General features: G+C 71.9%; 14 protein-coding genes. 8 read left to right on the top strand and 6 right to left on the bottom strand.

Going from position 1 to position 18,129, the window contains the following annotated elements:
- Positions 1 to 25: 25 nt before the first annotated feature.
- Both ACFWVP_RS07000 and ACFWVP_RS07005 read right to left on the bottom strand, forming a co-directional pair.
- Entirely contained in the window at positions 26 to 799 is a 774-nt protein-coding gene (locus tag ACFWVP_RS07000) for an SDR family NAD(P)-dependent oxidoreductase (RefSeq protein WP_384494224.1), read from the bottom strand.
- Between the two features lie 54 nt (positions 800 to 853).
- Complete coding sequence (locus ACFWVP_RS07005) at positions 854 to 1,513, bottom strand: MOSC domain-containing protein (RefSeq protein WP_384494225.1); 660 nt, start codon at positions 1,511 to 1,513, stop codon at positions 854 to 856.
- 81 nt (positions 1,514 to 1,594) lie between these two features.
- On the opposite strand from ACFWVP_RS07005, the gene ACFWVP_RS07010 reads away from it, so the two are divergent.
- The gene (locus tag ACFWVP_RS07010) at positions 1,595 to 2,485 is read left to right on the top strand and encodes a LysR family transcriptional regulator (RefSeq protein WP_384494226.1); all 891 of its coding nucleotides are present in this window, start codon (positions 1,595 to 1,597) and stop codon (positions 2,483 to 2,485) included.
- 148 nt (positions 2,486 to 2,633) lie between these two features.
- Here ACFWVP_RS07010 and ACFWVP_RS07015 read toward each other — a convergent pair whose 3' ends face one another.
- Positions 2,634 to 2,963 (bottom strand): WhiB family transcriptional regulator, encoded by a 330-nt coding sequence (locus ACFWVP_RS07015; RefSeq protein ID WP_384494228.1) that lies wholly within the window; start codon positions 2,961 to 2,963, stop codon positions 2,634 to 2,636.
- Positions 2,964 to 3,397: 434 nt separating this feature from the next.
- On the opposite strand from ACFWVP_RS07015, the gene ACFWVP_RS07020 reads away from it, so the two are divergent.
- The 4 genes from ACFWVP_RS07020 to ACFWVP_RS07035 all read left to right on the top strand — a co-directional run bounded on the left by ACFWVP_RS07020 (position 3,398) and on the right by ACFWVP_RS07035 (position 7,747).
- Positions 3,398 to 4,009, top strand: a complete 612-nt coding sequence (locus ACFWVP_RS07020) for a response regulator transcription factor (RefSeq protein WP_003948568.1) — start codon at positions 3,398 to 3,400, stop codon at positions 4,007 to 4,009.
- A 277-nt stretch (positions 4,010 to 4,286) separates the two neighbouring features.
- On the top strand, positions 4,287 to 4,862 hold the full coding sequence (locus ACFWVP_RS07025) for a sigma-70 family RNA polymerase sigma factor (RefSeq protein ID WP_351170100.1): 576 nt from the start codon (positions 4,287 to 4,289) through the stop codon (positions 4,860 to 4,862).
- A 150-nt stretch (positions 4,863 to 5,012) separates the two neighbouring features.
- Positions 5,013 to 6,518, top strand: coding sequence for an IMP dehydrogenase (guaB, locus tag ACFWVP_RS07030; protein WP_384494230.1), 1,506 nt, complete (start codon positions 5,013 to 5,015; stop codon positions 6,516 to 6,518).
- A 104-nt stretch (positions 6,519 to 6,622) separates the two neighbouring features.
- Entirely contained in the window at positions 6,623 to 7,747 is a 1,125-nt protein-coding gene (locus tag ACFWVP_RS07035; RefSeq protein WP_384494232.1) for a GuaB3 family IMP dehydrogenase-related protein, read from the top strand.
- 71 nt (positions 7,748 to 7,818) lie between these two features.
- On the opposite strand, the gene ACFWVP_RS07040 is transcribed toward ACFWVP_RS07035, so the two are convergent.
- Entirely contained in the window at positions 7,819 to 8,466 is a 648-nt protein-coding gene (locus tag ACFWVP_RS07040) for a hypothetical protein (protein ID WP_384494233.1), read from the bottom strand.
- 120 nt (positions 8,467 to 8,586) lie between these two features.
- Positions 8,587 to 9,849, bottom strand: coding sequence for a nucleotide sugar dehydrogenase (locus ACFWVP_RS07045; protein WP_384494235.1), 1,263 nt, complete (start codon positions 9,847 to 9,849; stop codon positions 8,587 to 8,589).
- Between the two features lie 264 nt (positions 9,850 to 10,113).
- Between ACFWVP_RS07045 and ACFWVP_RS07050 the strand changes: the two genes are divergently transcribed.
- Positions 10,114 to 11,820 carry a glycerol-3-phosphate dehydrogenase/oxidase gene (locus tag ACFWVP_RS07050; RefSeq protein ID WP_384494237.1) on the top strand — a complete coding sequence of 569 codons (1,707 nt, stop codon included), beginning with the start codon at positions 10,114 to 10,116 and terminating at the stop codon, positions 11,818 to 11,820.
- Between the two features lie 9 nt (positions 11,821 to 11,829).
- Here the strand turns inward: ACFWVP_RS07050 and ACFWVP_RS07055 are convergent, their stop codons facing one another.
- Positions 11,830 to 12,939: a serine hydrolase domain-containing protein gene (locus ACFWVP_RS07055; RefSeq protein WP_384494239.1), complete on the bottom strand. Its 1,110-nt coding sequence runs from the start codon at positions 12,937 to 12,939 to the stop codon at positions 11,830 to 11,832.
- A 119-nt stretch (positions 12,940 to 13,058) separates the two neighbouring features.
- Between ACFWVP_RS07055 and ACFWVP_RS07060 the strand changes: the two genes are divergently transcribed.
- Together ACFWVP_RS07060 and ACFWVP_RS07065 are read left to right on the top strand one after the other, a co-directional pair.
- Positions 13,059 to 15,089 carry a serine/threonine-protein kinase gene (locus ACFWVP_RS07060; RefSeq protein ID WP_384494240.1) on the top strand — a complete coding sequence of 677 codons (2,031 nt, stop codon included), beginning with the start codon at positions 13,059 to 13,061 and terminating at the stop codon, positions 15,087 to 15,089.
- A 200-nt stretch (positions 15,090 to 15,289) separates the two neighbouring features.
- Positions 15,290 to 18,076 carry a protein kinase gene (locus tag ACFWVP_RS07065; RefSeq protein WP_384494241.1) on the top strand — a complete coding sequence of 929 codons (2,787 nt, stop codon included), beginning with the start codon at positions 15,290 to 15,292 and terminating at the stop codon, positions 18,074 to 18,076.
- The last annotated feature ends 53 nt before the right edge of the window (positions 18,077 to 18,129 follow it).

An 18,129-nucleotide genomic window follows, 5' to 3' on the forward strand; every position in this document is an offset into this window, starting at 1 on the left:
CGTCACGCGGGCGGCGTACGTGCGGCTACCGCGGGCCGTACGTGCGGCCCGCGCGGGAGGTCACTCCGCCGAGCAGGCCCCGGGGCGCCACCTTCACCAGGCCCATCAGCGCCTTGTACCGGGCGTCCGGCACGGACACCGTCCTGCCGCGGGCCAGATCCGCCAGGGCCGCCGTGACCAGCTTGTCCGCGTCCAGCCACATCCAGTCCGGGATGTTGCCCGTGCCCATTCCGGCCCGCTCGTGGAACTCGGTCCGCACGAAGCCGGGGCACAGGGCCATCAGCCGCACCCCCGACCCCGCCAGGTCCTTCGCCGCGCCCTGGGTGAACTGCACGACCCACGCCTTCGACGCCCCGTACGTCCCACGCGGCAGGAAGGCCGCCACCGAGGCCACGTTGATCACTCCGCCGCGCCCGCGCTCCCGCATGCCGGCGGCCCCGGCCGAGGTCAGCCGCAGCACCGCCTCGCAGTGCACCTTCAGCATCGTCAGCTCGTCGGCCATGGTGACGTCCAGATAGCGCCCCTTGTTGCCGAAACCGGCGTTGTTCACCAGCAGGTCGACCGGGCTCACGCGGTCCGCCAGCCGTGCTTCGACCGCCTCGATCCCGGCGTCCGTCGACAGGTCGGCCGTCAGCACCTCGGCCTCGATGCCGTGCCGGTCGTGCAGCTCCGTGGCCTGGACCCGCAGCCGCTCCGTGTCACGGGCCACCAGCACCAGGTTGTGCCCGTCACCCGCGAGCCGCCTTGCGAAGGCGGCCCCGATCCCCGCCGTCGCGCCCGTAATCAGTGCAGTCGTCATACGCGGCACGTTAGTGCCCCGCGAGCACGGGCCGCCCACCCGCCCGGAGGATGGTCACGAAACCTGGGCCGCCACGTACTCCCGTGCCTTGCGCAGCGCCTCGGGGTGCAGCGCGTCCCCGGCGTCGAGGAGGCGCGGCAGCAGGTCCCGTTCGGTCGTGACGGCCCTGAACTGGAGGGCGGCGGTGACCTCGTGGTCGGGACGGTGGACTATCTCGACCGGGTCCCCGGCACGGATCGACCCCGGTTCGATCACCCGCAGGTACGCGCCGGTGGCCGCCTCGCGGGTGAACCGCCGTACCCAGCCCCGCTCGTCCAGGTGACCCGCGAACGTACGGCACGGAATGCGGCCCGCCGTCACCTCCAGGACCAGCTCGCCGCCGATCCGCCAGCGCTCACCGATCCGCGCATGACTCACCGGGAGTCCGAGCGTCGTGAGGTTCTCGCCGAACGAGCCGTTGGGCAGGGGGCGTCCGAGCTCCTTCTCCCAGTCGTCGAGCTCCTCCCGCGCGAAGGCGTACACCGCCTGGTCCGATCCGCCGTGGTGGCGCAGGTCGCACACCGAGTCCCCGGCCAGCCCGCTGCCGCCGCCGCCCTTGGGTCCCGGGTCGGTGACCCGCACGGGACCGTCGGCCGGACGCTTGTCGATCCCGGTGGGTCCGTCGGAGTACGCGGTGGCCTCGGCGCGGCCCAGATTCACGGTCAGCAGCTTCATGCCGCACACGCTAACCACTCCGTGCCCAAAGACGCTCGCGAATATTCGCGCGACCCTGCAAGCACGCCTTATGGTTGGGGAATGATCGAAGCCCGTCACCTCCGCGTCCTGCGTGCCGTGGCCACCACCGGTTCGTTCTCCGCCGCCGCACGTGAACTGGGCTGCACCCAGCCCGCGGTCAGCCAGCAGATGAAGGCGCTGGAAGCCTCCGCGGGAACCCCGCTGCTGGTCCGTACGGGACGCGAGATGCGGCTCACCGAAGCCGGTGAGGCCCTGGTGCGCCACGCCTCCGGCATCCTCGCGGGGCTGACCGCGGCCGAGGAGGAGGTCGCCGCGATCGCCGGGCTGCGCGCCGGGCGGGTCCGGCTCGTGTCGTTCCCCAGCGGAAGCTCCACACTGGTTCCCGGCGCCCTCGCCGCGCTGCGGGCCGCCCACCCCGGCACCCAGGTCTCGCTCGTCGAGGCGGAACCGCCACGCTCGGTGGAGATGCTGCGCGACGGGGACTGCGACATCGCGCTGGCGTTCCGGTACGGGACGACCGGCGGCGAATGGGACGACCTGGTGGTGCGCCCGCTGCTCACGGACCGGCTGATCGGGCTGGTTCCGGACGGGCACCGGCTGGCGGACGCGGACGCCGTGGGCATCGGCGAGCTGGCCGACGAGTCGTGGATCGCGGGCTGCCCGCGCTGCAGGCGCCAGCTCGTGGAGGTCTGCGAGGCCTCCGGATTCACTCCCCGGATCGACTTCGCCACCGACGACTACCCGGCGGTGATCGGGCTGGTCGGGGCGGGTCTCGGGGTGGCCGTCCTGCCGGCACTGGCCATCGAGTCGGTACGCCCCAAGGGGGCCCGTACCGTCACGGTGGAGCCGGCGGTGGAGCGGGAGATCGTCGCACTGACCCTGCCGGACCTGGCCCGGGTCCCGGCCGTGGCCGCCACCCTCGACCAGCTGGCGCGGGCCGCCACGCGCTGAGGGCGGACATTTTCCGCCACGCGCTGAGGGCGAACACCGTCCGCCACGCGCTGAGCGGGAGGTCCTCGCCGCACCCGGTGCGCGCGTCCGACGGAGGGCGCACCCGATGCGAAGAAACGTTTCTGCGTTCGCTGGGCCGTATGGGGTGTCAGGTGGGGCGGGGGGTCTGGGGGGCGCCCGAGTGGGCCGAGATCAGACGGTTGCGGGCGCGGCCCATGAGCTCCTCGCGCTCGTCCTCGGTCAGGCCGCCCCACACGCCGTAGGGCTCACGGACGGCGAGCGCGTGCGCCGCGCACTCGGCGCGCACCGGGCAGCGCATGCAGACCTCCTTCGCCGAGGTCTCACGGGCGCTCCGGGCCGCCCCACGCTCCCCTTCGGGGTGGAAGAACAGGGAGCTGTCGACCCCGCGGCAGGCGGCCAGCAGCTGCCAGTCCCACAGATCTGCGTTGGGTCCGGGAAGGCGGGAGAAATCTGCCATTGCGTGTCCCCTCGAAACCTTGCTGAGTCGGAAACGGCATCCTCGACCGTCGTCGACCGGCGGCGTGATCGTCGCGGCCGGAGTTCCGACCGTACATCTATGGTGTTAGTAGATGTAAATATGACTGATTGTGAATCTAGCCTCAGACGCCAGCAAAAGGGAAGAAAATCCGCTAAATGGGGCATGCCTATGGGTGATACATCGGTTGACGCGTGAATGATCTCGCGTCGTTCTCCTCCGTACGCGGGCCCTCACTTAGAGTGCCGAACCGGAAGCTCTGACCCGTAACTCTTTCGAGTGACCGTCGTTGAGAAGGGCGAGGCGGTTGACGGAGAGCGAGCTCGGGCAGATGTCCGAGGGGGTCAACCGCACAGGTGACGACTTGTATCAGCCTGGAGGCTCAAGGTGACGCGCATCAGCTGCGGAGGACGGTCATGACATCCGTCCTCGTCTGCGACGACTCCCCGCTTGCCCGAGAAGCGCTCCGTCGCGCGGTTGCGACCGTGCCCGGCGTCGAGCGTGTGACGACGGCGGCCAACGGCGAGGAAGTCCTCCGCCGCTGGGGAGCCGACCGTTCGGATTTGATTCTGATGGACGTACGCATGCCCGGTCTGGGGGGTGTGGAGACGGTCCGGCGGCTGCTCTCGGCGGACCCCGGCGCCAGGATCATCATGCTGACCGTCGCCGAGGACCTCGACGGGGTCGCGCTCGCGGTCGCCGCCGGCGCCCGCGGCTATCTGCACAAGGACGCCTCGCGCGCCGAACTGCGGGCCACCGTCACCCAGGCGCTGGCCGATCCGACGTGGAGGCTCGCCCCACGCCGGCTGCGGTCCGCCGAGATGGGGGCGGCCCCGACGCTCACCGCGCGGGAGATCCAGGTGCTCGAAGGCATGAGCCACGGCCGCTCCAACGCGGAGATCGGACGCGAGCTGTTCCTCTCCGAGGACACGGTGAAGACGCACGCCAGGCGTCTGTTCAAGAAGCTGGGGGCCTCGGACCGTGCGCACGCGGTCGCGCTCGGCTTCCGCTGGGGCCTGGTCCGCTGATGCAGCGGCGCGGCCGGTAGCCGTTCGATCCCGTCCGCACACCGGCGGACGGGGCGACGGTGGCGGCGGACCCACGGCCGGGCCCTTCCCACCGGTGCCATGTGACGCTTCCCGGCCGATGCCGCATCCTTGAGGTGTGGAGTTCCTCGGGAACGATTCGGTCCAGCGGAAGGGGAGGGCGCAGGAGATGACATCCGGCGCATCCGCTCATAACGCTTCGGTGCACAACTCGGGACTCGATGCCGCGGATCAGACGGCGTCAAGGCACCATGGTCCGATGCGCGACGACGAGACGACGGCGATCGGTGCTCTGGTGCACCGTGCCGTGGACGGCGACGCGCAGGCCACCCACGATCTGCTGGCCCATGTCCACCCGCTGGCCCTGCGCTACTGCAGGTCCCGGCTGAACCGGCTGCCCGGTGATGCCCGTCACTTCGTGGAGGACCTCGCACAGGAGGTCTGTGTCGCGGTACTGATGGCGCTGCCGCGCTACAAGGACACCGGCAGACCCTTCGAGGCCTTCGTCTTCGCGATCGCGGGCCACAAGGTCGCCGACCTGCAGCGCGCCGCGATGCGGCACCCCGGCTCGACGGCCGTGCCCTCCGACGAGATGCCGGAGCGGCCCGACGACTCGCTCGGCCCGGAGGAACGCGCCCTGCTCAGCAGCGATGCGGCCTGGGCCAAGAAGCTGCTCGCCAACCTTCCGGAGAACCAGCGTGAGCTGCTGGTCCTGCGCGTCGCGGTCGGACTGACCGCCGAGGAGACCGGGCAGATGCTCGGGATGTCCCCGGGCGCGGTCCGGGTCGCCCAGCACCGTGCGCTGAGCAGACTCCGGGCCCTCGCGGGCCAGTAGGAGCGGCACCGCCGTTCCGTGGAAAGGGCGGTACCGCCGTTCCGCAGGAAGCCACGAAACAGCTAAGTGATCTTGCTCGTGGAATGAGACACCCCGCGAGCCCGTTAGCATGGACATCCGCACCGATCAAGGCCATTTGGGGAAGGTGTCATGACTGCAAACGTCGACGGAGTGCCCGAGAAATTCGCGACGCTCGGGCTGACATACGACGACGTGCTGCTGCTGCCCGGCGCGTCCGACATGGCGCCCGACCAGATCGATACCTCCTCGCACATCTCGAAGAACGTCCGGGTGAACATCCCGCTGCTCTCCGCCGCGATGGACAAGGTCACCGAGGCGCGCATGGCCATCGCCATGGCGCGGCAGGGCGGCGCGGGCGTCCTGCACCGCAACCTCTCCATCGCCGACCAGGCGAACCAGGTCGACCTGGTGAAGCGCTCCGAGTCCGGCATGGTCACCGACCCGATCACGGTCCACCCGGACGCGACACTGCACGAGGCCAACGCCCTGTGCGCCAAGTTCCGCATCAGCGGTGTCCCGGTCACCGACGCGGCGGGCAAGCTCCTCGGCATCGTCACCAACCGTGACATGGCCTTCGAGCCGGACCGTTCGCGCCAGGTGCGCGAGGTCATGACGCCGATGCCGCTCGTCACGGGCAAGGTGGGCATCTCCGGCGTCGACGCCATGGAGCTGCTGCGCCGCCACAAGATCGAGAAGCTTCCGCTGGTCGACGACGCAGGGGTCCTCAAGGGCCTCATCACCGTCAAGGACTTCGTCAAGGCGGAGAAGTACCCGAACGCCGCCAAGGACAAGGAAGGCCGGCTGCTCGTCGGCGCCGCTGTCGGTGTCGCGGGTGACGCCTTCGAGCGGGCGCAGGCGCTCGTCGAGGCCGGTGTCGACTTCATCGTCGTGGACACCGCGCACGGCCACTCCCGCCTGGTCGGCGACATGGTCGCCAAGATCAAGTCGAACGCCTCGGGCGTCGACGTCATCGGCGGCAACATCGCCACCCGTGACGGTGCCCAGGCACTCATCGACGCGGGCGTCGACGGCATCAAGGTCGGCGTCGGACCCGGTTCCATCTGTACGACCCGCGTGGTCGCCGGCATCGGCGTCCCGCAGGTCACCGCGATCTACGAGGCCTCGCTCGCCGCGAAGGCGGCCGGTGTCCCGGTCATCGGCGACGGCGGCCTGCAGTACTCCGGCGACATCGCCAAGGCCCTGGTGGCCGGCGCCGACACCGTGATGCTCGGCTCGCTCCTCGCGGGCTGCGAGGAGTCCCCGGGCGAGCTGCTGTTCATCAACGGCAAGCAGTTCAAGTCGTACCGCGGCATGGGCTCGCTCGCCGCGATGCAGACCCGGGGCGACCAGCGCTCGTACTCCAAGGACCGCTACTTCCAGGAGGGCGTCGCCTCCGACGAGAAGCTGGTCCCCGAGGGCATCGAGGGCCAGGTCCCGTACCGCGGTCCGCTGTCCGCGGTCGTGCACCAGCTCACCGGTGGTCTGCGCCAGTCGATGTTCTACGTCGGCGGCCGGACGGTCCCGGAGCTCCAGGCCAACGGCCGCTTCGTCCGGATCACCTCGGCGGGGCTCAAGGAGAGCCACCCGCACGACATCCAGATGACGGTCGAAGCGCCGAACTACAGCAGGAAGTAAGTCATAAGCGCAGGTGAGGGGCGGACCGGGGTTCCCGGGACCGCCCCTCATGTGTGTGTCGGGGATACTGGTCAGCGCAGACGTAGAGGAAAGGCCACATCATCGTGACTGAGATCGAGATCGGGCGCGGAAAGCGCGGTCGGCGGGCATACGCGTTCGACGACATCGCTGTCGTGCCGAGCCGTCGTACCCGTGACCCGAAGGAGGTCTCGATCGCCTGGCAGATCGACGCCTACCGTTTCGAGCTGCCCTTCCTGGCCGCCCCCATGGACTCGGTGGTCTCCCCGCAGACCGCCATCCGCATCGGTGAGCTGGGCGGCCTCGGTGTCCTCAACCTCGAGGGGCTGTGGACCCGGCACGCCGACCCGCAGCCGCTCCTCGACGAGATCGCCGAGATGCCCGTCGAGACCGCGACCCCGCGGCTCCAGGAGATCTACTCCGCCCCCATCCAGGAGGAGCTGATCGGGCAGCGCCTCAAGGAGGTGCGCGACTCCGGTGTCGTCACCGCCGCCGCGCTCTCCCCGCAGCGCACCGCGCAGTTCTCCAAGGCCGTCGTCGACGCGGGCGTGGACATCTTCGTCATCCGCGGTACGACGGTCTCCGCCGAGCACGTCTCCGGCGCCGCCGAGCCGCTCAACCTGAAGCAGTTCATCTACGAGCTGGACGTCCCGGTGATCGTCGGCGGCTGTGCCACGTACACCGCGGCCCTGCACCTGATGCGCACCGGCGCGGCCGGTGTCCTCGTCGGCTTCGGCGGCGGCGCCGCGCACACCACGCGCAACGTCTTCGGCATCCAGGTCCCGATGGCGACCGCGGTCGCCGACGTGGCCGGGGCCCGCCGTGACTACATGGACGAGTCCGGCGGCCGGTACGTGCACGTGATCGCGGACGGCGGGGTCGGCTGGTCCGGCGACCTGCCCAAGGCGATCGCCTGCGGTGCGGACGCCGTGATGATTGGCTCCCCGCTGGCCCGTGCCACGGACGCGCCCGGCCGCGGCCGGCACTGGGGCATGGAGGCCGTCCACGAGGACGTGCCGCGCGGCAAGCTGGTCGACCTGGGCTCCGTCGGCACGACGGAGGAGGTCCTGACCGGGCCCTCGCACAACCCCGACGGCTCGATGAACATCTTCGGCGCGCTGCGCCGGGCGATGGCCACCACGGGCTACAGCGACCTCAAGGAGTTCCAGCGCGTCGAGGTGACCGTGGCGGACTCGCAGCACAGCCGCTGACGAACCGCCCGACACACGCGGGAGGGCCCGGACCACCTGTGGTCCGGGCCCTCCCGCGTGTGCGCTGTGGGTCAGCCGGCCCTCTTGGCGCCACCGAAGGCTGCGACCGGACCCAGGGCGAGGAAGAGGTAGGTCATGAAGTCGGCCTCCTCCTTCCAGATGTCCATGACGTCACCGAAGTGGTCGAAGAAGACCTCGGTGAAGCCGACGCCGAGCCCGTCGGCCAGGATCATCGACATGGCGACGAGCTGGCCCAGGAAGACGGCGCCCAGGGAGAAGACGGCACCCGCGACGGCGACGGCCGGGTTGGATCCGCCGACCTTGCCCGCCACGAAGCCGACGAGGAAGCCGACACCGACGGCCGCGTAGCCGACCTCGCGCTCGATGGAGCCCGCTATGACGCCGTACAGGATCGCCGCGACGATCGCCGTGCCGAGCGCGGCCAGGATGCCGAGGCCGAGCCCGGAGCCGTTGCCGGCGGGCGGGGCGGGCGCGAACGGGGCGCCCTCGCCGAACTGTCCGGGCTGCCGGCCGGCGAACGGGTTGCCCGTGGGCGCGCCCTGCTGCTGGCCGTACGGGTTCCCCGTCGGGGCACCCGCGTACGGGTTGTTGTCCGCCGGGGCACCGGGCTGCGGCGCCGCCGCGTACGGGTTGCCGGCGGCGGGTCGGCCGCCCTGGGGCTGCTGCGGCGGGTTGGGCGGCTGCACGGGCTGGCTCATGACGGATGTTCCCCCTGGGACGGATGCGCACGACTGTGCGAGATGCGACGCCGCAGGCTAGCAGTCCGTACCGACAGGACCCACCGGAATCCTTGCGGGGACCGGTCGGAGGGGCCTTCCCTAGAGCCGGTGCGCGGCTCCCGCAGGGGTGGCTCCCCGGGTGTCCAGGAGGAGTTGGGCCTTCACGGCGAGCCCCTGGAGGTCGTACGTGCGGTGGTGCTGGAGCAGCACGGTCAGGTCGGCCCCGGCGGCGGCCTCGTACAGCGAGTCGGCGCGTGGGACGGGCAGTTCGCGCACGCGCCAGTCCAGGACATGCGGGTCGTGGTAGCCGATCTGGGCACCCATGTCCATCAGCCGGGTCGCGATCTCGCGGGCGGGGGAGGCCTCCTGGTCGGCCAGGTCCGGCTTGTAGGTGACGCCGAGCAGCAGCACCCTGGCACCGCGGACGGACTTGCCGTGCTCGTTGAGCAGGGTGGCACAGCGCTGGATGACGTAGCCGGGCATCCGGTCGTTGATCTCCTTGGCCAGCGAGACCATGCGCAGCGGGTGGCCGGGGGTGCGGCTGTTGTACGGGAGGAAGCCGGGGTCGACGGGGGCGCCGTGGCCGCCGACTCCGGGGCCGGGGCGGAAGGGCTGGAAGCCGAACGGTTTGGTCTCGGCGCACCGGATGACGTCCCAGAGGTCGACGCCGAGGTCGTGGCAGAGGACGGCCATCTCGTTGACCAGGGCGATGTTGACATGCCGGAAGTTGGTTTCCAGGACCTTCGTCATCTCGGCCTCCCGGGGTCCGCGGGCCCGGACGACCTTGTCGGTGAGCCGGCCGTAGAACGCGGCGGCCGACTCGGTGCAGGCCGGGGTCAGGCCACCGATGACCTTGGGGGTGTTGGCGAAGACGTGGGTGCGGTTGCCGGGGTCGAGGCGGCCGGGGGAGTGGGCGAGGTGGAAGTCGCGTCCGGCGCGCAGGCCCGATCCCTCCTCCAGGAGCGGACGCACGAGGTTCTCCGTGGTGCCGGGAGGCACGGCCGATTCCACCAGGACGGTGGTGTGCGGGCGCAGCCGGGCGGCGAGGGCGCGGGCGGCGTCGGTGACGGCGGAGAGGTCCAGGGTGCGGTCGGGGCCGAGGGGGGTGGGGGCGCAGATCGCGGCGGTGCGCACCCGGCCGAGCTCGGCCGGGTCGGCGGTGGGGCGGAACCCTCCCGAGAGCATCCGGCGGATGTCGGAGGCGCTGAGGGATCCCTCGACCGGCGTACGCCCCGCGGAGAGTTCGGCGTACGGGCGTGGGTCGGTGTCGTAGCCGACGGTGTGGATCCCGGCGGCGACGGCTGCTTGGGCGAGGGGCAGGCCGAGGTGACCGAGTCCGATGACAGCGAGGTCTGCGGGCATGTCGAGGGCCGTCCTTCCCTAAGACCAAGAAGACAGAAAGCGCAACTGCTGGGGACAGCGCAATGTCAGACTAGGCGTAAATATGACCTATATGTCGCATTCTGTGGCTCTGGTCGACCGAGTGTTGTCCACAGGCGGTGGCTGAAGTCGCGGACCGCGGACAGAATCGAGTGGTGGGCACGGGCGCCCGGCCTCTCGGCCGGTCCCCCTCCCGTGCCGTACCACCCTGATCCACCGGAGTACCGGCACTACCGGGAGGCAGCAGTGAGGACAGCGACACTGGGACCGGCGCAGCGCACCCAGGCGCTCGCCGCGATGGCCGAGCGTGAACTGGACGTGCTGGTCGTGGGAGCGGGCGTGGTCGGCGCCGGGACGGCGCTGGACGCGGTCACCAGAGGACTTTCCACCGGACTGGTCGAGGCGCGTGACTGGGCGTCCGGGACGTCCAGCCGGTCGAGCAAGCTGATCCACGGCGGACTGCGCTATCTGGAGATGCTGGACTTCGCGCTCGTACGGGAGGCGCTGAAGGAGCGCGGACTGCTGCTGGAGCGGCTGGCCCCGCATCTGGTGAAGCCCGTCCCCTTCCTCTACCCCTTGCGGCACAAGGGCTGGGAGCGGCTGTACGCCGGCTCGGGCGTCGCGCTGTACGACGCGATGTCGGTGTCCTCCGGCCACGGCCGCGGTCTGCCCGTGCACCGCCACCTCTCGCGCCGCCGCGCCCTGCGGATCGCGCCCGCGCTCAAGAAGGACGCCCTGGTCGGCGCCCTGCAGTACTACGACGCCCAGATGGACGACGCCCGCTATGTCCAGGCCCTGGTGCGCACGGCCGCGAGCTACGGCGCGCACGTGGCGAACAGGGCGCGCGTCATAGGTTTCCTGCGCGAGGGCGAGCGCGTCGTCGGCGCCCGGGTGCAGGACGTCGAGGGTGGCGGGGAGTACGAGGTCAGGGCCAAGCAGGTGGTCAACGCCACCGGTGTGTGGACGGACGACACCCAGGCGCTCATCGGCGAGCGCGGACAGTTCCACGTACGGGCGTCGAAGGGCATCCACCTCGTCGTACCCAAGGACCGCATCCACTCCTCGACCGGCCTGATCCTGCGGACGGAGAAGTCCGTCCTGTTCGTGATCCCGTGGGGCCGCCACTGGATCATCGGAACCACGGACACCGACTGGGACCTGGACAAAGCCCATCCGGCCGCCTCCAGCGCCGACATCGACTATCTGCTCGAACACGTCAACTCGGTGCTCAACACCCCGCTGAGCAGGGACGACGTCCAGGGGGTGTACGCGGGGCTGCGGCCGTTGCTGGCCGGCGAGTCGGACGCCACGAGCAAGCTCTCGCGCGAGCACACGGTGGCCCATCCGGCGCCCGGACTCGTCGTCGTCGCGGGCGGCAAGTACACGACGTACCGGGTGATGGCGAAGGACGCGGTGGACGAGGCCGTGCGCGGGCTGGACCAGCGGGTCGCGGACTGCGTCACCGAGGACATCCCGCTGCTGGGCGCCGAGGGCTACCGGGCCCTGTGGAACGCCCGCGCCAGGATCGCGGCCCGGACCGGGCTGCACGTCGCCCGGGTGGAGCATCTGCTCAACCGCTACGGCTCCATGACCGAGGAACTGCTGGAGCTGGTCGCCGGTGACGCGTCGCTGGGCGATCCGCTGGCGGGCGCGGAGGACTATCTGCGGGCCGAGGTCGTCTACGCCGCCTCGCACGAGGGCGCCCGTCACCTCGACGACGTACTGACGCGACGCACCCGGATCTCCATCGAGACGTTCGACCGGGGCACCCGCTGTGCGCGTGAGTGCGCCGACCTGATGGCGCCGGTGCTCGGCTGGGACACCGGCCAGGTCGAGCGGGAGGTCGAGCACTACCGCAAGCGCGTGGAGGCGGAGCGCGAGTCGCAGCGGCAGCCGGACGACCTGACGGCGGACGCGGCGAGGCTGGGGGCACCGGACATCGTGCCCCTCTGACACCGTGGATCAGGAGGCCGAGGGGCAGAACTCGGCCTCCAGGAGGGCCGTTTCGAGGTCCGGGTCGGGCGCCGCGTCCGTGTTGACCCGGAAGGTGAAGACATGCCGGCCGTCCGCGGTCGCGGCGGTCCGCACGTAACTCCCGGTGATGTGCCCGTTGTGCCCCCAGACGGTGGTCCCGCAGACAAGCTTCTGCGGATAGACGCCCATGCCGTAAAAGCCCCCCGCCGCCCGGGTGTCGAGCAGCGTGGCCAGCTGGGCGGGGGGCAGCAGACGGCCGCCCAGCAGGGCCGCGTAGAAGCGGTTGAGGTCGGCGAGCGTGGACACCAGCTCCCCGGCCGCGCCCGCGACCCGCGGGTCGATGGCCGTGACGTCACGCAGGGCACCGTCGTCGGCGGAGCGGTGGTAGCCGTGGGAGTGCGGATCGGGCAGGACGCTGCGGGCGCCCGGGAGGGAGGTGCCGGACAGGTGGAGGGGGGTGAGCACGCGGTCCTGTATCCCGGTGGCGTACGGACGCCCGGTGACGCGCTGGACGACCAGACCGAGCAGGACGTAGTTGGTGTTGGAGTACGTGAAGGCGCCGGGCGTCCTCGCCGGGGAGCGGGCCAGGGCCGTGCGGATCGCGGTGCCGGGCGTCAGCGGCTGCGCGGACGGGCCGGCGGCGCCTGTGACGGCGGGATCGGTGGCGGGCAGCGCGTCCAGGTAGTCGTTGAGGCCACTGGTGTGAGTGAGCAGGGAGCGCAGCGTGATGTGCGCGCCGTCGTTGCCGTGACCGTGTATCAGACCCGGCAGATACGCCTCGACGCTGTCCGACAGCCGCAGCCGGCCCTCGGCGGCGAGCTGCAGGACCACGGTCGCGACGAACGTCTTGGTGACGCTGCCCGCCCGGAAGCGGTCGCCGGGCCCGATCCCGGGCCCCGCCGAGCCGTATGTGCCGTACGGCGCCGAGGTGCTGGGGCCCGCCAGGAAGGCCGCCGCCGGGGCGTCGCCCTCGACGACGAGCCGGGGAAGGTAGGACGATGCGGGCGTGAGGTGTGGTTCGCTGGGCAGGCTCACGGTTCCCGGCGCGAGCAGGGCCAGCACCACCGGGGCGGCGAGCAGCGCCCTGGGTATCGGCACGGCAGAGGTCTCCTTCCTCCGGCCACATCATGGCCGACCGCGGACCCGGCACCATGACCGGTCCCGGGGTGAGGGACAATGAACGCTCTGCCAGGGCGGGTTGATCGCAGAGGGGACGCATGTCGGAGGCGGAGCAGGCACAGGAGCCCCAACGGGACAAGGACGGACGTCTCCTCGCGGGGCGGTACCGGCTCGGGGAGGTGCTCGGCCGGGGCGGCATGGGCACGGTCTGGCGTGCCGCCGACGAGACACTGGGCCGCACGGTCGCCGTCAAGGAACTGCGGTTCCCCTCGGCCATCGACGAGGACGAGAAGCGCCGGCTGATCACGCGCACCCTGCGTGAGGCGAAGGCGATCGCGAGGATCCGCAACAACAGCGCGGTGACGGTCTACGACGTGGTCGACGAGGACGACCGGCCGTGGATCGTCATGGAGCTCATCGAGGGCAAGTCACTCGCCGAGGCGATCCGTGAGGACGGGACACTGACGCCGAGGCGCGCGGCCGAGGTCGGCCTCGCCATCCTCGACGTGCTGCGCTCGGCGCACCGCGAGGGCATCCTGCACCGCGACGTGAAGCCGTCCAACGTGCTGATCTCCGAGGACGGCCGGGTCGTTTTGACCGACTTCGGCATCGCCCAGGTCGAGGGCGACCCCTCGGTCACCTCGACGGGCATGCTCGTCGGCGCCCCCTCGTACATCTCGCCGGAGCGCGCCCGCGGGCACAAGCCGGGTCCGCCCGCCGACCTCTGGTCGCTCGGCGGACTGCTGTACGCGAGCGTCGAGGGCTGCCCGCCGTACGACAAGGGTTCGGCCATCGCCACGCTGACGGCCGTGATGACGGAGCCGGTCGATCCGCCGAAGAACGCGGGTCCGCTGGAGGAGGTCATCTACGGCCTGCTGGTCAGGGACCCCGAGCAGCGGCTGGACGACGCGGGGGCGCGCGTCCTCCTCAACAAGGTGATCAACGCTCCCGAGCAGCCCGAACCGCCCGTCGCGCCGCCTGCCGACTCCACCCAGGTCATGGCGCTGCCCGGGATCGCCGGTTCGAAGAGCGGCGGCAAGAAGAAGGCGGCGGCAGCCGCCGCGACCGCGGCAGCCGCGTCCACGGCCGGTCCTGCTTCGGCGGCCGGGCCGGGAAGCGGTTCCGCGTCCGGCGCGGGCCCGGCCGCGGGCGCTTCGGGCAGTGTCTCCGGGGCCGGTGCGGCCACGGGATCCGCGACCGGGCCGGGGGCCGGTGCGGCTTCCGGCACCGGTGAGAGCACGAAGGAACGGCTGCGCGGCGCGCTGCGGTCCGTGCGGAACGCGAAGACCCCGGCGGTGGCCACCACCGCCTCGGCCTCCGGACCGGCCGCACGTCCGGCGGGCCCGCCGGCTCCGCCGCGTGCGTCGATCACGGATGTCGTACCGCGCCGCACCCTGGCGGTCATCGCCGGTGTCGTCGTGCTGGCCGTCCTCGGTACGGTCCTCGCGCTCACCCTCGGCGACGACGGCGACGCCGGTGCGGGCAAGGGCGACACCGCGACGTCGGCCGGAGCGGCGGCCGGTGGCGACACCGACCCGGGCAAGGACACCGGCACCGGAACCGACGACGGGAACGGCAAGGACGGCCAGGGCGAGGACAAGGGCGAGGCGTCCACCGACCCCTCGCCCACCCCGGAGTCCGGCGAACCGGCGGCCCCGGGCCCGAACGCCCTGCCCGCCGGGTACGGGAAGGTCACCGACAAGCGGTTCCACTTCGCGATGGCGATGCCCGGGAGCTTCGAGCGCAACGACATAGCGGGAAGCAATTCGGGCGGCATCTACAACGACGGCGGCGGCTTCCCGCGCGTCCAGGTCGACTACAACAGCTCGCCCGGTGACGATGCCGCCGCCGCATGGCGCGGCCTCATGGGAGCTGTCGCCGGAAGCAGCAACGGCTACAAGCACATCGGCATCAAGAAGGTCGAGTACAACGGCTACCCGACCGTCGCCGACTGGGAGTTCACGCGCAACCAGCAGGGGATGCGGGTCAGGGTCCTCAACCGGGGCTTCAAGGTCGACGCCACCCACGGCTACTCGATCATGATCAGCTGCAAGGCGAGCGAGTGGGACGGCGAGGAGTGCACCACGCTGCGCGAGACGGCGTTCGCCACGTTCGCGCCCACCGACTGACGGGACGGCAAACCCGGCCGGACCGAACGGAACGGCCGGGTTGCCCCGACCCGGCCGCACCGTCGCCACTTGCCACGTATCGTGAGAGGCCATGGACCGTACGCAGCCGGGATCATGGGTAGGTTGCACAGCAAGTGACCGCAACGGACGGATTCTTGCGGTCTCCGTGACCGGGGGACAGTGCGCTCTGGGGAGGCGTTGTGGACGACTATGCGGGTCGGGTCCTTGCCGACCGCTACCGCCTTCCGCTGCCCCCGTCCGAAGCGTACGAACTGGTCGAGACCCGGGCGTTCGACACCTACAGCGGTCAGGAAGTCCTCGTCCGGCAGGTCCCGTTGCCCGAGGTCGTGGACGCGGAGGTGCTCGACGCCGACGGGCTGACCTCGGCGGCCAGGCGTACCACCGGACGCACCGTGCGGCGGCCCACGGACCCTGCGGTCCGCCGGGCCATCGAGGCCGCGCAGGCGGCCGCCCAGGTGCCCGACCACCCGCGCCTGGACCAGGTCTTCGACGTGTTCGCCGAGGCGGGCTCGCTCTGGATAGTGAGCGAACTGATCGCGGCCCGGCCGCTCGCCGCGCTCCTCGCGGAGCGACCGCTCAACCCCTACCGGGCCGCCGAGATCGGCTCCGACGTGCTCACGGCCCTGCGGGTGCTGCACGCGCACGGCTGGACCCACCGCAACATCACCGTCCGCACGGTGCTCGTCTGTGACGACGGCCGGGTCGTCCTGACCGGCCTGGCGGCGGGCGCGGCCGAGGAGGCGCTGTGCGGGTACGTCCCCGTGCCGCGGCCCGAGGAGGCGGACGACTACGGGCCCCCGGCGGTCGAGTCGGGCCCCACCGGTCCGTACGAGCCGCCCTTCGAGGTGGAGACCGCTGCGGAGACGCCCTCCGCCGGGGTGCCCGCCTCGCGCGGCCCCATGGAGATCGAGGCGGCTTTGCCCGTGTCGGGCGACGCCGTGGACCGGGACGGCCAGGAGCTGGTCCCGAGGCCCGCGCACCCCGCCGTCCCCGTGGCGGAACCCGGGGCGGGAAGCCCGGCCCAGCTGCGCGCCGACCGCGCCGGCGCGATCGCCGCCTACCGGGCGGGTGCCCGCGCCGCGGCCCGTGTCACCGAGGACCAGCAGGCCCGTGTCACCGAGGACCAGCAGGCCCGTGTCACCGAGGACCAGCAGGCCCGCGAAACCGGGGACCGGCAGGCCCGCGAAACCGGGGACCAGCCGCGTGAGGGTGACGACGGCACCGATGCCGCCGGGCACGAGGAAGCCCCCGGCTCGGCGACCGGACACCCGCTGCTGCCCGGCACCTGGAGCCGCGCGGCCGACGATCCCTACGGCGACCCCTACGACGACGAAGGCGACGAGGACGACGAAGGCGACGAGGACGACGAAGGCGACGGCGGACCCGGCGCGGGCCCCCGGCGCGTCCACCTCGCCGGCACCTGGGGCGACGGGCACGGCTCAGGCCGCCCCGTACCCGCGGGCGGCTCCGGAGGATCGGGCGGCTCCGGCGAGGACGCGCTGCGCGCCGACTCACGGCGCCTCGGCAGCGGCCCGGCGGAACGGCAGGAGCGCCTGCCCCGGTCGGTGGCCGCACGGACCCCCTCCGGCGGCTGGGACGAGGTCGTCGCGGGCGGAGGCGACACCCCCGCCTATCGCGGCCCCGCCACCCCGCTCGCCGCCGAACGCGCCCGGCAGGCCCGTATCGCCGTCGTCGGCGCCGTCACCGAGCGCTGGGCGCCCGAGCAGGCGGGACCGGTCCACGACAACTGGCAACTGGCCCCGCCCATCGGCCCCTCCACCGACCTCTGGGCGCTCGGCGCCCTGCTCTACCGCGCGGTCCAGGGCCACGCCCCGTACCCGGAGGAGAACGCCGCCGAGCTCGTCCAGATGGTCTGCGGCGAACCGCCGGCCTTCGCGGAGGAGTGCGGCCCGCTGCGGCCCGTCGTCGAGTCGTTGCTGCGTCAGGACCCGACGGAGCGCCCGGACTTCGAGGAGCTGCGCGGCTGGCTGCGCTCCCTCGTGCGCTCCGCACCCGAGCCCGAGGCAGGCACCGACGTCGTGCGGCTGCCGCCCACCGACGCCACCCGGCTGCCCGTCGTGCGCCGCCGGGGCGAGCTGGTGCGCAGGCGCCGGAGCCGTGGCGCCGCGCAGGGCCGGCACCGCCAGCAGAAGTCCCAGCGGTACGAGAAGCAGCCGCGGTACGAGAAGCCACCGCGCGCACCCCGTGAGCCCAAGGGCCCCAAGGTGCTGCGTCAGCCGCCGCCCGGCCGGCAGCCCGGTGCCCGTGCGCCGCGCCGGCTCGGCCGGCTGCTGCTGGTGCTGATACTCCTGGCGATGGCCGCCGCCGTGGCGTACGCGTTCATGTTCATGCCCAAGGCCGGATCCGAATCGGGTACGGACACGGGGGCGCGGCAGCAGCCGTCCGGTTCCGCCGCTCCGGCGGAGCCGGGTCCGGAACCCAGCCCCTCCGCCGAGGAGCCGGACAGGTCCGGCTCGGAGCAGCCGCAGACCAGCCGCTCCGCGGTGGCGCTCGCCTCGGGCTACGTCCTGCGCAAGGACGCGGAGGGGTTCGAGGTCGGTGTGCCGAAGGACTTCCAGCGCAGCCCGGCCAACGCGGACCGTCAGATCCTCTACGGCAGCGACGGGTTCACGGTGCTGGTCGTTCCCGGCCGGGACACCGTCAAGGCCAACGGCGCCGACCCGCTGGACTACCAGCGCAGCGCCGAGCCCGAGCTGCAGCCGTTCCGGGAGTCCAGCTGGGCGACGTCCAGCGGCCTGCGCCGGGTCGACGTGGGCCGACAGGCCATGGCCGAGGGCCAGTTCACCTGGCAGGAGAGCGGCGGGCGCGAAGTCTACGTCCGCAACCTCGCGATGATCGTGGACGGCAGGTACCACATCGTCCAGGTCATCGGTCCGGAGGACGAGCGCGACAGGGTCTCCGACATCTACGAACAGGCCATCTCCTCCTACCGCGTCAGTTCCTGACCACGCGTCGGCACACGCCACGAGCATCACAGTGCGGTCTCGTGGGCGAGGTG

Source organism: Streptomyces sp. NPDC058637 (genome assembly GCF_042717325.1).
Taxonomy (GTDB): Bacteria; Actinomycetota; Actinomycetes; order Streptomycetales; family Streptomycetaceae; genus Streptomyces.